This window comes from Paracoccus methylarcula (assembly GCF_003007735.2).
Taxonomy (GTDB): domain Bacteria; phylum Pseudomonadota; class Alphaproteobacteria; order Rhodobacterales; family Rhodobacteraceae; genus Paracoccus; species Paracoccus methylarcula.
The window spans coordinates 1-14,229 of record NZ_PXNQ02000012.1 but is presented as its reverse complement, the minus strand read 5'-3'; the positions used below and the strand labels follow the sequence as shown (position 1 = coordinate 14,229).

12 protein-coding genes and 1 pseudogene are annotated in these 14,229 nt (G+C 66.6%); 7 read left to right on the top strand and 6 right to left on the bottom strand.

All coding sequences use genetic code 11. The features are described from left to right. Positions 1-3 precede the first annotated feature (3 nt). From A7A09_RS17325 to A7A09_RS17310, 4 genes are read left to right on the top strand one after another with little or no spacing between them, the layout of a single operon-like run. Positions 4-474: a chemotaxis protein CheW gene (locus tag A7A09_RS17325; protein ID WP_106692571.1), complete on the top strand. Its 471-nt coding sequence runs from the start codon at positions 4-6 to the stop codon at positions 472-474. Between the two features lie 5 nt (positions 475-479). After that, a complete protein-coding gene (locus tag A7A09_RS17320; protein ID WP_106692570.1) occupies positions 480-1,331 on the top strand; it encodes a CheR family methyltransferase in 852 nt (283 codons plus the stop codon). Positions 1,332-1,342: 11 nt separating this feature from the next. Next, positions 1,343-1,732, top strand: coding sequence for a response regulator (locus A7A09_RS17315; RefSeq protein ID WP_106692569.1), 390 nt, complete (start codon positions 1,343-1,345; stop codon positions 1,730-1,732). Next, positions 1,729-2,106 (top strand): DUF8776 family protein, encoded by a 378-nt coding sequence (locus A7A09_RS17310; protein ID WP_106692568.1) that lies wholly within the window; start codon positions 1,729-1,731, stop codon positions 2,104-2,106. The genes A7A09_RS17315 and A7A09_RS17310 overlap by 4 nt, the downstream gene beginning before the upstream one ends. 111 nt (positions 2,107-2,217) lie before the next feature. On the opposite strand, the gene A7A09_RS17305 is transcribed toward A7A09_RS17310, so the two are convergent. The 6 genes from A7A09_RS17305 to A7A09_RS17280 are packed head-to-tail and all read right to left on the bottom strand — an operon-like array spanning position 2,218 to position 10,250. Continuing rightward, a complete protein-coding gene (locus A7A09_RS17305) occupies positions 2,218-4,830 on the bottom strand; it encodes a nitrate reductase (RefSeq protein WP_245999424.1) in 2,613 nt (870 codons plus the stop codon). 24 nt (positions 4,831-4,854) lie between these two features. After that, positions 4,855-5,709: a formate/nitrite transporter family protein gene (locus A7A09_RS17300; RefSeq protein WP_106692566.1), complete on the bottom strand. Its 855-nt coding sequence runs from the start codon at positions 5,707-5,709 to the stop codon at positions 4,855-4,857. A 39-nt stretch (positions 5,710-5,748) separates the two neighbouring features. Next, entirely contained in the window at positions 5,749-6,213 is a 465-nt protein-coding gene (cynS, locus tag A7A09_RS17295; protein ID WP_106692565.1) for a cyanase, read from the bottom strand. A 17-nt stretch (positions 6,214-6,230) separates the two neighbouring features. Beyond that, positions 6,231-6,566 (bottom strand): nitrite reductase small subunit NirD, encoded by a 336-nt coding sequence (gene nirD / locus A7A09_RS17290; protein ID WP_106692564.1) that lies wholly within the window; start codon positions 6,564-6,566, stop codon positions 6,231-6,233. Beyond that, positions 6,563-9,001 (bottom strand): nitrite reductase large subunit NirB, encoded by a 2,439-nt coding sequence (nirB, locus tag A7A09_RS17285; RefSeq protein ID WP_106692690.1) that lies wholly within the window; start codon positions 8,999-9,001, stop codon positions 6,563-6,565. The genes nirD and nirB overlap by 4 nt, the downstream gene beginning before the upstream one ends. 13 nt (positions 9,002-9,014) lie before the next feature. Continuing rightward, complete coding sequence (locus A7A09_RS17280; RefSeq protein ID WP_211341171.1) at positions 9,015-10,250, bottom strand: MFS transporter; 1,236 nt, start codon at positions 10,248-10,250, stop codon at positions 9,015-9,017. Positions 10,251-10,632: 382 nt separating this feature from the next. On the opposite strand from A7A09_RS17280, the pseudogene nadA reads away from it, so the two are divergent. The 3 genes and pseudogenes from nadA to nadC all read left to right on the top strand — a co-directional run bounded on the left by nadA (position 10,633) and on the right by nadC (position 14,128). Beyond that, positions 10,633-11,708: pseudogene (gene nadA / locus A7A09_RS17275) on the top strand (quinolinate synthase NadA). 12 nt (positions 11,709-11,720) lie between these two features. Next, positions 11,721-13,286 carry an L-aspartate oxidase gene (locus A7A09_RS17270; RefSeq protein ID WP_106692563.1) on the top strand — a complete coding sequence of 522 codons (1,566 nt, stop codon included), beginning with the start codon at positions 11,721-11,723 and terminating at the stop codon, positions 13,284-13,286. Then, positions 13,283-14,128, top strand: a complete 846-nt coding sequence (nadC, locus tag A7A09_RS17265; protein ID WP_106692562.1) for a carboxylating nicotinate-nucleotide diphosphorylase — start codon at positions 13,283-13,285, stop codon at positions 14,126-14,128. The genes A7A09_RS17270 and nadC overlap by 4 nt, the downstream gene beginning before the upstream one ends. The last annotated feature ends 101 nt before the right edge of the window (positions 14,129-14,229 follow it).

Genomic DNA, 14,229 nt, shown 5'->3' with positions numbered 1-14,229 from the left:
GACATGTTCGAGTCAATGTCCCACAACTCCATCGGCAAAAGCGATGTCGTCGCCTTCAAGCTGGCCGACCAGGATTTCTGCATCGATATCGGCCTTGTCCGCGAGATCCGCGGCTGGTCGCCAACCACGGTGCTTCCGCATGCGCCCCATTACGTCAAGGGGGTGATCAACCTGCGCGGCTCGGTGGTGACGGTGGTCGATCTCTCGGCACGGCTCGGATTCGGTGCGACCGAGCCGTCGCAGCGCCATGTGGTGATCATCGCGATGCATGAGCGGCGCATCGTCGGCCTGCTGGCCGATCTGGTCTCGGATATCGTGACCGTCGAGGACGAGCATATCCAGGCGGTGCCGGATCTCGCATCGGATCCGGCGCGCGAATACATCACCGCCATGATCACCTTCGAGGATGGCCGCATCCTGCGAAAGATCGACCTCGCCCTGCTGCTGCCCAGCCCAGAGGAAGGCGCCGCGTGACCGTGATGCACCCCATCGCCGAGCCGGTCCTGTCCGACAGCCAGTTCCTCAAGCTGGCCGAGATCGTGCGGCAGGACAGCGGCATCGTCCTGACCACCGCCAAGCGCGGCCTCATGGTGGCGCGCCTCAACCGGCGGCTCAGGGCCTTGCGGCTGCCCGATTACCAGGCCTATTGCGACAGGCTCGAAGGCATGGACGGCCCGGCGGAGCGGCGCCACCTGATGTCGGCGATCACCACCAATGTCACCGCCTTCTTCCGCGAGGCGCATCATTTCCGGTCACTCGCCACCGAGATCCTGCCGCCCCTGGCCGCGAAGGCAAAGGCCGGGCGGCGGCTGCGGCTATGGTCGGCGGCCTGTTCTTCCGGCGAAGAGGCCTATTCGATCGCCATCACGCTGTTGGAGACCTTCCCGGATGCCGCCCGGCACGATGTCCGGATCCTCGCCTCGGATATCGATCCCGGGATGATCGCCCGCGCCGCGGCCGGGCGCTACGCCCGCGACGGCCTGCGCCCGGTCGGGGTCAGGCGGCTGCAGCGGTTCTTCACCCGCGACGGCGAGTCCTGCACGGTGCGGGACGAGCTGCGCGGCATCATGCGCTTCGCCGAGTTGAACCTGCATGATCCCTGGCCCTTCTCGGGGCGCTTCGACGTGATCTTCTGCCGCAATGCGGTGATCTATTTCGAAACCGGGGCCCGGCAGCGGTTGTGGCAGCGTTTCGCCCGCCAGATCGCGCCCGGCGGATACCTGTTCATCGGCCATTGCGAACGGCTGGACGGCCCGGCAGCCGATCTTTTCGAGCCGGCCGGCGCGACCTGCTACCGCCGCAACTCCACCCCGCCACCCCCCTTGCCTTGAAGGAGAAGAAAATGCCCCTGAAATCACAACTGCGTGTGATGGTGGTGGATGACATGACCGTCAGCCGGGCCCTGATCGAGCAGGCGCTAGACTGGGCGAAGATACCCAATGTGCAATATGAATCGGATGGCGAGACCGCCTTTCGAAAGCTGGCCGCCGCGCCGGTCCACCTGGTGATCTCGGATTACAACATGCCGGGCATGGACGGGCTGGCGCTGCTCGAGGCGCTGCGCGGGAACAAGAGCACGCAGCGCATCGGTTTCATCCTGATCACCGGCACCGCCAATCGCGCGATGATCGCGCGCGGGCAGAAGGCCGGGATGAACAATTTCATCGCCAAACCCTTCACCAAGGAGGATCTGTTGAAATGCATCGAAACGGTAACGGGCAAGCTGCAATGAACCCTGCGGACGAAACCTTTGCATCCGCAGCCGGGGCAGAGCCGCTGCGGAGGGTCCTGTGCCGCGTGGCGGAAGAGGCGGGAACGCTGGCCAATGACATTACCGCGCTGGACCGGGCGATCGGGCAGGCGCTGACGGTGACGGATATGGGCGCGCTTGACGGGCTTCAGCGTGCCGATGCGATCCGGCAGGGGCTCGAAGGGCTGTCGAATTTCCTGGCGCGCCTTGCCGAGACTGTCGAACCGGGGGTGATCTGCGATCCGGTCGGGGCCGCGGAGGGCATGGCCCTGCGGGCGCAGCTGCAGCGCCTTGCCGGGCTGACGCCCGCCCCTTCCCCGGGCCAGGACGATGCCGGGGCCGATCTTTGGACTTGACGGTCCCGCAAGCCGGGTGACCGCTATGCGTCCACACCTGCGCCCATCATGCCCCGCACGAAATCCGGGCCGTCCTACCGCACGGCCCCGCCGGAAACCGGTCCGGGCGGTTCAGACCGCCTCGGCAAGGCTGCGCTCGATCAATGCCCGGATCTCGGGGCGGCAGGAACCGCAATTGCTGCCCGCCTGCAGGGCCGCGCCGACCTGTTCGACCGTGACCAGACCCTGCTCGGCGATGGCCCGCGCGATGCGGTTCACCCCCACCCCGAAACAGGCGCAGACCGTGGCCCCATCGTCCGGCTGATCGGCGCCGGCGCGCCCCGCGAGCAGGCCCGGGTCAGATTCCGCCCCCAGCAGACCGGCGACATGGCTGCGTGACAGCGCCACCGGCTCGGGCGCCGTGAACAGCGCCGCGACCAGCCGCCCGCCTTCGACAAAGGCAAGGCGCTGCATGCCGCGTGCGCGGTCGGAGACCACCAGCGGCTCGCCCGCCAGCCCGAACATGGTGGCGGCCCATTCCCCCCAATCGGCGGGTTTTTCCACCCCGGCCAGCTCGGCCTGAACCCCACCGGGCAGGCTCGCGCGCGCCCAATAGGCGCAATCGGGGCGGAACGGGCGGGCGGCCATCGCGAATCCGAACCAGCTTGCCGCGAAGGGCCGGATCGCCACCGGCGCGGATTTCGAGGCGGGCTGACCCGACAAAGGATCGGTCAGCCATGGCACCAGCGCATCGATCCGGCCCGAGGGCGCGGTTTCCCCGGTCCAATGCATCGGCGCGAAGGGATGGCCCCGTGCCACCCGGTCACTTACCAGCACGCGCAGGATCGCCCGGCCATGCGGGCTGCAAAGCTCGGCCAGATCCGCCGGTTGCAGGCCCAGTTCCGCCGCGTCCTGCGGGTGCAGTTCCAGGTAGGGCTCGGCCAGATGGCGGCTGAGCCGTGGCGACAGGGCGGTGCGGGTCATGGTGTGCCAATGGTCGCGCACCCGCCCGGTATTCAGCCGGAACGGATAGGCCGGGGCAAGCGGCTGCGGCGCGCGGGGGGTGACGGGCACCATCCGCGCCTTGCCGTCGGGCGTATGGAAACGGCCATCGCCAAAGAAGCGCCCGCCCTGCTTGCGCGCCGATTGCGGCCAGAGAAACGGCTCCAGCGCGTCATATTCGGCGGGCGTGATCCCGGCATGGGCGGAAATGTCGAAATCGCTGCCAAGTTCCCCGGCCAGCCCGGACAGGGCCGCATATTCGGCAAAGACCTCGGCGGCAGAGTTCCAGCCGAACGCGCTTTCCCAGCCCATCCGCCGTCCCACATCCGCCAATATGCGCCAATCGTCCCGCGCCTCGCCCCTTCGGGGCAGGCTGCGGCGCTGGCGGCTGATGCGGCGCTCGGAATTGGTGACGGTGCCGTCCTTCTCTCCCCATCCGGTGGCGGGCAGCAGCACATGCGCGAGCCGGGTGGTGTCGGTCTGTTCCATCATGTCGCTGACCACCACGAAATCGCAACCCTCGATGGCGCGGGCGACACGGTCGGCCTCGGGCATGGTTACCGCCGGATTGGTGCAGATGATCCACAGTGCCTTGATCCGGCCCTCTTCGACGGCGCGGAACATCTCGACCGCCTTCAGTCCCGGCCCCGGCGCCACCCTCGGCGATTGCCAGAAATCCTGCACGGCGTCGCGATGCGCCTTGTTCTCGATATCCAGGTGGCAGGCCAGCATATTGGCCAGCCCGCCCACCTCTCGCCCGCCCATGGCGTTAGGCTGGCCGGTGACGCTGAACGGCCCCATGCCGGGGCGACCGATCCGGCCCGTGGCAAGATGGCAGTTGATGATCGCGTTCACCTTGTCGGTGCCGCTGTCGGACTGGTTGATGCCCTGCGAATAGACCGTCACGACCTTCTCGGTCCCGGCCCACATGTCGAAGAACCGGGACATGTCCTTCAGCGAAAGCCCGGTCATCGCCGGGTCGCTGGCATGGGCGGCCCTGATCGCCTCCTCGATCCCCGAGACATGGGCGAGGAAATCGCGATCGACGGCGCCCTGCCGGTCGATCCGGGCAAGCAGGGCATTGAACAGCGCCGCGTCCGCGCCCGGCTTGATCTTCAGATGCAGATCGGCAAGGTCGCAGGTCGCGGTGCGGCGCGGATCGATCACCACGACGCGTGGCCCCTGCCCCTTTTCCCGTGCCGCCGCCAGGCGCTGATACAGCACCGGATGGCACCATGCGAGATTGGAGCCCACAAGAACCACCAATTCCGCTTCCTCGAAATCCTCATACAGCCCCGGCACGGTGTCCGAGCCGAAGGCGCGGCGATGCCCGGCCACCGAAGAGGCCATGCAAAGCCGTGAATTCGTGTCGATATTGGCCGAGCCGATGAAGCCCTTCATCAGCTTGTTGGCGACGTAGTAATCCTCGGTCAGCAACTGCCCCGAGACATAGAAGCCCACCGAATCCGGCCCGTGCTCGGCGATGGTTTCCCGGAACCGCCGCGCCACCAGGTCGAGCGCGCTGTCCCAATCGGCCACGCGCCCGTGGATGCGCGGGGTCAGCAGCCGTCCGTCGGGCCGGAGCGTCTCGGCCAGCGCCGCACCCTTGACGCAGAGCCTGCCGCGATTGGCCGGATGTCCGGGATCGCCGCTGATCTCCAGCCCGCCCGCCCCGTCCGGCCGGGCCAGCACCCCGCAGCCCACCCCGCAATAGGGGCAGGTCGTGCGGACGGGTCCGATCATGCCAAGATCCATAGTGGCCACCGCCTATTCGGCAGGCATCGTCGCGGCATTGTCGCCATGCGCATCGGCATCGCGGAGCTGCGGCGAGGTGGTCTTGTAATGCGTCGCGTAGATCATCGCGCCGACAAAGGTCAGCCCGCCGACCAGGTTGCCCAGCACCGTCGGGATCTCGTTCCAGAACAGGTAATCCAGCCAGGTGAATTGCCCGCCCAGCAGGATCCCCGCCGGAAACAGGAACATGTTCACGATGGAATGCTCGAACCCCATGTAGAAGAACACCAGGATCGGCATCCACATGGCCATGATCTTGCCCGAGACGCTGGTCGACATCATCGCCGCGACGACCCCGGTCGAGACCATCCAGTTGCACATCACCGCCCGCACGAACAGCGTCAGCATGCCCGCAGCACCATGGGCGGCATAGCCAAGCGTGCGCCCCTCGCCGATATGGCCGATCTTCTCGCCGACCGCGTTCGGAGCCTCGGAAAAGCCGAATGTCACGATGATCGCCATGAAGACCGCGACCGTGAAGGCGCCCGCGAAATTGCCGCAGAAGACCAGCCCCCAGTTCCGCCAGAGCCCCTTCATGGTGACCCCGCTACGCTTGTCCAGCAGCGCCAGCGGAACCAGCGTGAACACCCCGGTCAGCAGGTCGAAGCCCAGCAGGTACAGCATGCAGAACCCGACCGGGAACAGCAGCGCCCCGATCAGCGGCTCTCCGGTATTGACGGTGACCGTGACGGCGAAAGCCGCCGCCAGCGCAAGGATCGCGCCGGCCATATAGGCGCGGATCAAGGTATCCCGGGTGGACATGAAGACCTTGGATTCGCCGGCATCGATCATCTTCCGGGCGAAATCGGGCGGGGTGACGTAAGACATGGTATTTCCTTCCTGTTGGGCGTCCCTGAAGGCCGGGCACTACCAGTTTGCGTATTCCAGGTATTTGCCGGACATGGTGACCTTGACGCGGTCGCCCTTTGGGTTCGGCTCGCGCTCGACCTGCATCGAGAAATCGATCGCCGACATGATGCCATTGCCGAATTCCTCGTTGATCATCGCCTTGATGGTGGGGCCATAGACCCCGACGATCTCGTAAAGGCGATAGATGCAGGGATCGGTCGGCACCGCCTGGTCCCAATGCTTGAGCGGGCTTTCGACCAGCAGATCGACGGCGCTGTCGGGCAGGCCCAGCAATTCGGCGAAGGCGCGGGCCTTGTCCTCGGGAAAGGCGTTCATGCCGGTCGCGGCGGAATGGGTCCAGACCGGCGACATGCCGATCCTTGCCGCGATCTCGGCCCAGCCCAGCCCCAAGCGCTTCTTGGCGCGCAGGATCAGGGCGGTCAGGTCGTCGCGGCTCAATTCGTCCAGGATCATCTTGTTCATCTTCGCCTCCTTCCGGCTTACGCCGCGTTGCTGCGCGCGATCAGCGAGGCGTCGATCAGGATGCGCCCCTTCTCGACACGGGTCGCATAGGTGCCCACCTGCCCCTCGTCCGCGCCCGTGGCCTCGCCGGTATTCATGTCGAACACCCAGTTATGCAGCGGGCAGGTCACCCGATCGCCATGGACGATGCCCTCTGACAGCGGGCCGCCCTTGTGCGGGCAGCGGTCGTCCAGCGCGAAGACCCGGTCATCGGCGGTGCGGAACACCGCGATGCAGCCCTGCGCGGTGCGCACCAGCCGGGCGCCCTGCACGGGAATATCCTCCAACGATCCGATATCGACGAATTGGGTCATTCCGCGGCCTCCAGCGTGAAATCGGCCATCGGGGCCCATTTGGCGCGCTCCCGGTCGGTGGAATGCTCGGCCCATGGGTCCTTGCGATAGACGGATTGGCTCAGCTCGAACCGCTCGACCAGCGCCTGCCGCCCGGCAAGGTCATCGACGACACGCTCGATCACCCAGTCCAGCCCGACCTTGGCGACCCATTTATAGGGGCGGTCCAGGTATTTGGCGTGCTCGCGGTAAAGCTGGATGAAGGCGGTGATGATCTGGACCGCCTCGTCCTCGGACGGGGTCGAGGCGAGATGCTCGGTCTCTTTCACCTCCATGCCCGCCGCACCGGCGACGCTGATATTGTAGCCGGAATCGACGCAGACCACGCCGACATCCTTGCAGGTCGCCTCGGCGCAGTTCCGGGGGCAGCCCGACACGCCCAGCTTGACCTTGTGCGGTGTCCAGGATCCCCAAAGCAGCTTTTCCAGCCTTATGCCGAGCCCGGTCGAATCCTGCGTGCCGAAACGGCAGAAATCCTTGCCGACGCAGGTTTTGACCGTCCGCAGCCCCTTGGAATAGGCGTGCCCCGACACCAGCCCGGCCTCGTTCAGATCGGCCCACATATGCGGCAGATCCTCCTTGCGGACGCCCAGAAGGTCGATGCGCTGGCCGCCGGTGACCTTGACCATCGGCACGTCATACTTGTCGGCGGCATCGGCGATGGCGCGCAGCTCGGCGGGCGTTGTCACCCCGCCCCACATGCGCGGCACGACGGAATAGGTGCCGTCCTTCTGGATATTGGCGTGGTTGCGCTCGTTGACGAAGCGGCTCTGACGGTCGTCCTGGTATTCGGTCGGCCATTCGGCCAGCAGGTAGAAATTCAGCGCCGGGCGGCAGGAATGACAGCCGCCGGGGGTTTTCCAGCCCAGTTCCTGCATGACCGCGGGAATGGATTTCAGCCCCATCGACTTGATCAGCCTGCGCACATCCTCGTGGCTGTGATCGGTGCAGCCGCACATGCCCGAGGGGGCGGAGGCGGCGAAATCATCGCCTAGCGTGAATTGCATCACCTGCTCGACCAGCCCGGTGCAGGTCCCGCAGGAACTGCTGGCCTTGGTCTGCGCGCGCACGGCGTCAAGCGTCACCGCGCCGCCCTGAACCGCCTGAACGATCTGACCCTTGCAAATGCCGTTACAGCCGCAGATCTCCGCCTCAGGCGGCAAGGCTGCAACGGCCGCCATAGGGTCCGGCGCACCCCCTCCCTGGAAGGCGGGGCCGAATATGAGCGTGTCGCGCATCTCGCTGACATCGGTTCCGTCCTTCAGCAGACCATAGAACCAGTTGCCGTCGGCGGTGTCGCCATACATGACGATGCCGATGATGCGGTTGTATTCAAGCACCAGCCGCTTGTAGATGCCGCGCCCCGGATCGCGGAAGACGATATCCTCGCGCCCTTCGCCATCGGCGAAATCCCCGGCGCTGAACAGGTCGCAGCCGGTGACCTTCAGCTTGGTCGCGGTCTGGACGGGGCGGAACTCGGCGGCCTCGCCCTGCAGGGTTTTCGCCAGCACCTTGGCCTGATCGTAAAGCGGCGCGACAAGGCCGAAAAGCTGCTGGCGATGCTCGACGCATTCGCCAAGCGCGAAGATCGAGGGATCGGTGGTGCGCATGCTGTCATCGACGGTGATGCCGCGCTCGACCTCCAGCTTGGCATCCACGGCGATGCGCGTCTCGGGGCGGATACCCACGGCCATGCAGACCAGGTCCGCCGGGTAGACGGTGCCGTCTTCCAGCAGCACGGCCTCGGCCCGCTCATGGCCAAGGATCGCCTTGGTCGCGCCTTCGCAATGCACCTTGATGCCGCGGCTCTCCAGGTCCTTCTTCAGCAGGTAGCCCGCCGCCGGATCGAGCTGCCGTTCCATCAGGTGGCCCATCAGGTGGATCACGGTGACGCTGGCGCCGCGCGCGGCCATGCCCGCCGCCGCCTCCAGCCCCAGCAGCCCGCCGCCGATCACCACGGCATCCTTGCCCGCGACACCGGCATCGATCATCGCGTGGGTATCTTCGAGATCGCGATAGGTGACGACGCCGGGCAGTTCCTTGCCAACCACGGGAATGATGAAGGGCGCCGAGCCGGTGGCGATGACCAGCGCGTCATATTCAGCCGAACCCTGGTTCGTATGGACCAACTTGGCCTCGCGGTCGATCCTGACCACCGGCTCGCCGAAGCGGCAGGTCACGCCATGGGCTTCATACCAGTCGGCGTCATGGGTGACGATCTCTTCATAGGTCTTTTCGCCCGACAGGACCGGCGACAGCATCAGGCGGTTGTAATTGCCGCGCGGCTCTTCGTTGAACAGGGTGACGTCGTAAAGATCGGGGGCCGCGTCGAACAGATGCTCCAGCATCCGGCCCGAGGCCATCCCGGCTCCGATGATGACGAGTTTCTTTTTCATCGCATGGCTCCTTTCAGGCAGCTTGCGGGACAGCGGCGCGGTCAAGGCGGCGGATCGACAGATGCATCCAGCCGAAACCGATGGCGACCAGCACGAACAGCACCATGAAGCAGCTTGACCAGAGCCCGGTCTCGTCGCGCAGCCAGCCGAACAGCAGCGGCAGGAAGAAACCGCCCAAGCCGCCGATCATGCCGACCAGCCCGCCGACCGCGCCGACATTCCGCGGGTAATAGCTGGGCACGTGTTTGTAGACGGCAGCCTTGCCGAGGCTCATGAAGAAGCCCAGCACAAAGATCGCGACCACGAAAAGCAGCGGCGGCAGCCCACCGGGAAGCGACAGGACCGCCGTGACCGCCAGCGAGACGGCAAAGGTCCAGTACATCACCCGCCGCGCGCCGATCCGGTCCGACAGCACCCCGCCATAGGCGCGGAAGACCGAGGCCGGGATGGAATAGGCCGCGCCGATCATCCCGGCGGTCTTCACGTCGAAGCCGTAAACCTCGATCAGGTAATGCGGCAGCCACAGCGCCAGCGCGACGAAAGCCCCGAAGGCGAAGAAGTAATAGAAGGAAAAGCGCCAGACCTGCAGGTTCTTCAGCAGCGAAAGCTCTGCCGACAGGCTGCGCGGCTGCGCCTTTGGGGCGGTGCCGTGATGGCGGGCGAAGCTGTCGGGATCGTCATAGGTGGTGAACCAGAACAGCGCCGCCATGGCCACCAGCAGCAGCGCCCAGATCTGCGCGGTGCCCTGCCAGCCGACCGCGATCATCACGAAGGGCGCGACGAACTTGGTCACCGCCGCGCCGACATTGCCGACCCCGAAGATGCCAAGCGCCGTGCCCTGCCGTCCCGCCGGGTAGAAGCGCGACACATAGGCGACACCCACCGCGAAGGAGCCGCCCGCCATGCCGACGCCGGTGGCGGCCAGCAGCACCTGCGGATAGGTCTGGGCGAATGACAGCAGCAGCGTCGAGGCGGCGGCGGTCAGCATGGTCAGGCTGTAGACGATGCGCCCGCCCAGCCTGTCGGTCAGGATCCCCAGCACGATCCGCACCAGCGAGCCGGTCAGGATCGGCAGCCCGACCATCAGGCCGAATTGCGAATCGCTCAGGTCAAGCTGTTCGCGGATCTGCAGGCCGATGATCGAAAAGATGGTCCAGACCGCGAAACAGGCGGTAAAGGCGATGGTGGACATGATCAGGGCGCGATTGGCCTCTTCGGGCGAGGCGGGTGCGTGGACAGGTTCGGTCATATGGGCTCCCTTGGCGATACGGTGGCTTCCCGCATGCATCAGCGCCATGACCCGCCATCTTCATGCAAGCCTGACGGGGGAATTAGCGTCTCTGCAGCGCAGCATTACGCGAACCGCCCAAGTCTTGACCGCCGGAATCGGGCATCTGACCAAGAAATGGGCGGTTTGAAATCTGCGGCGTGAAGCCGGATTTTCCACGATTGCACCATCTGCAGAATCATCCGCCTTTCGGGGGATGACCCGCTTTTCGGCCGCGTTTCGGCCAGCAAAACCTGCCCGGAACGCAGCGAATGCTTGCCGTGGGGGCAAGCAATGTCTAGAACAGCGCGAATGCGCCGCCCTCCGGCGCAGCGACCGGACCCGCTCGACCACCCGAGCGCCCATGTTTGCGAGAGGTGTCAGACCATTGCTCGACCAGACCGACCTTCGCGCCGAGCTTGAAGCGCATTACGACCTTGCCCCCTCCGTCGAACTGGCCGAGGAGATGGGGGACATCTATGCAAGGATGGATCGCGTCGTGCCGCCGCCCGATTGGGCGATGCATGCCCCCTATGTCGCCGCGATCAACCGGCTCAAGAAGGAACGCAACGCCGTGGTGCTGGCGCATAACTACATGACGCCCGACATCTATCACGGCATCGCGGATTTCGTCGGCGACAGCCTGCAGCTTGCCATCAAGGCGACCGAGGTCGAGGCCGAAGTGATCGTGCAATGCGGCGTGCATTTCATGGCCGAGACCTCGAAGATCCTGAACCCCGCCAAGACCGTTCTGATGCCGGACATGGAGGCAGGCTGCTCGCTGGCCGAAAGCATCACCGCCGAGGGCATCGCCGAGATGCGGGCGCAATATCCCGGCGCGCCGGTGGTCAGCTATGTCAATACCACCGCCGAGGTGAAGGCCGCCTCCGATATCTGCTGCACCTCCGCCAATGCCGCGCAGATCGTCGCCGCGATGGAGGGCGACACCGTCATCATGACGCCCGACAAGTACCTGGCGCAGAACGTGGCGAAACAGGTGCCGCAAAAGCGCGTCGTCTGGTGGGACGGTGCCTGCATCGTGCATGAACGCTTCACCCCGCAGGACCTGCGCGATTTCCGCGACTGGAACCCGGGGCTGAAGATCATCGCCCATCCCGAATGCCGCCCGATGTCGTGGCCGAGGCCGATTTCGCCGGCTCGACCTCGGGCATCATCGATTGGGTCAGCCGCGAGAAGCCGGAAAAGACCATGCTGGTCACCGAATGCTCGATGGCGACGAATATCTCGGACGCCTTCCCCGAGGTCGAGTTTCTCGGCCCCTGCAACATGTGCCCCTATATGAAGAAGATCACGCTGGAAAAGGTGCTTTGGTCCTTGCACAGCATGACTGGCGCGGTCGAGGTGGACCCGCAGATAGCCGGTCGCGCGCGGCTGGCGGTGCAGCGGATGATCGACTTGTCGCGCCGTCTGGCCGGCTGAGGGGCCACGCATATGCCGCAAATCGCGAGCGACCGGATCGTGATCGTCGGTGCGGGACTGGCGGCGATCTATGCCGCGCTGAACCTTGCCCCGCGCCCGGTGCTGATGATCTCGCCTGAGAGCCTGGGTCAGGGCGCAAGCTCTGCGTGGGCGCTTGGCGGCGTCGCGGCGGCGATGGACCCGGCAGACAGTGCCGCCGCCCATGCAAGCGACACGATGCGGGCGGGGGCGGGAACTGTCGATGCCGATGTGGCGCGGATCGTGACCGAGGCGGCGCGCAACCATATCCTCGACCTGACCGGGCTTGGCGCGCCTTTCGACCGTGACGCGGATGGCGGCTATGTCATGTCGCGCGAGGCGGCGCACAGCTTCGCCCGTGTCGTCCGCGTGAAAGGCGACCAGGCCGGGGCCGAGATCATGCGCGCGCTGGTCGCCACCCTGCGCGCCACGCCCTCGGTGCAGGTGCTGGAGGGGATGCTCGCCACCGGGTTGCAGGTGGATGCAGGCCGCGTCACCGGCGTCGATATTGCCCGTGCGGATGGCTCTGCCCCGGTGACAATCACCGCCCCTGCCGTTTTGCTGGCGGGGGGCGGATCCTGCGGGCTCTATGCGGTGACGACCAATCCCCTGCGCATTCGCGGGCAGGTGATCGGCATGGCGGCGCGGGCGGGGGCGATGATCGCCGATGCGGAATTCGTGCAGTTCCACCCCACCGCGCTTGCCTGCGGCATCGACCCCGCCCCGCTGGCGACCGAGGCCCTGCGGGGCGAGGGCGCATGGCTGGTCAACCGCAAGGGCGAACGCTTCATGCAGGGCGTTCACCCGGATGCCGAGCTTGCCCCCCGCGATATCGTCGCCCGCGCGGTCTATGCACAGACGCAGGCCGGTCTGGAACCGATGCTGGACTGCCGCGCCTGCCTTGGCTCGCGCGTCCTGACCGAGTTTCCCGCCCTTGCGGGAGCCTGCGAAAAGGCCGGGATCGACCCGGTCACGCAACCGATCCCCATCGCCGCCGCCGCGCATTACCACATGGGCGGGATCGCCACGGATGCCGATGGCCGGGCCAGCCTTGACGGCCTGTGGGTCTGTGGCGAAGCGGCCTCGACGGGACTGCACGGGGCGAACCGGCTGGCCTCGAACGGGCTGTTGGAAGGGCTGGTCTTCGCGGCACGCTGCGCACGGGACATCACGGTTGCCTTGGGGCCTGGACCGGACAGGGCCGCGCCGCTGCACCTGCCCGATCTGCCCGGCGCCCCCCTGCCCGACCCGGTGCTGGTCTCGCGCCTGCGCCATGCCATGACCGAGGGCGCCGGGGTGCTGCGTGACGCGGAGGGCCTGACCCGCTGCCTGCGCGAGATCGCTGCGATCGAGGCGGCGCAACCCGACTGCCCCTCGCTCTCCAACATGACCGCCACCGCCACGCTGATCGCCGCCGCCGCCCTGCAACGCGAGGAAAGCCGAGGCGCGCATTGCCGCCGCGATTTCCCCGGCAGCCTGCCCGAGCCCCGCCGCAGCCGGCTCTCACTGGCCGAGGCCATGGCGATCCGAGACGCGTTTTCACCGGAGACCACCCCATGATCCCGCCCCTGCCCGACCTGCTTGTCGAACCCCTGGTCCGTGCCGCGCTGGCCGAGGACCTGGGCAGCCAGGGCGACATCACCACGCGCACGGTCATCCCGGCGGATCTGCGCTATACCGCCCATCTGCGCGCGCGCGAGGCGGGCGTGGCCTCGGGGATGCAGCTGGCCGCGATGGCCTTTCGGCTGGTCGATCCGGGATTGGCGCTGCGCATCGCCTGCCCGGACGGCACCGGTTTCGAACCCGGCGGGCTGCTGATGGAGATCGAGGGCAGCGCCGCCTCGATCCTCTCGGCCGAGCGGGTGGCGCTGAATTTCGCCGGCCGGATGTGCGGCATCGCCAGCCTGACCGCCGATTTCGTCGCCCGAACCCAAGGGAGCGCAACCCGCATCACCTGCACCCGCAAGACCACGCCGGGCCTGCGGCTGGTCGAGAAACAGGCGGTGCTGCATGGCGGCGGCTTCAACCACCGTTTCTCGCTGTCCGACGCGATCCTGATCAAGGACAACCATATCGCCGCAGCGGGCGGCATCCGCCCCGTCCTGCAAGCGGTCAAGGCCCGCGCATCGCATATGATCCGCTGCGAGATCGAGGTGGACAGTCTCGGCCAGCTAGCCGAAGTGCTGGACGAGGGCGGCGCGGATGTCGTGCTGCTGGACAACATGGACACGCCCACGCTGCGCGAGGCGGTGGCCATGGCGGCGGGGCGCGTGGTGCTGGAAGCCTCGGGCAATATGCGGCTGGAACGGATCGCCGAGGTGGCGGCGACCGGGGTGGACTATATTTCCTCGGGCGCGCTGACCCATTCGGCGCGGACGCTGGACCTGGGGCTGGATTTCTGAAATCGGCCCGTGGGGATGAGATAGGCGGGATTGCGTCCCGCGATGGCCGGGGGGCTGCCTGCCCCCCGGCACCCCCCGGGGATACTTGCATGAAGAAGAAG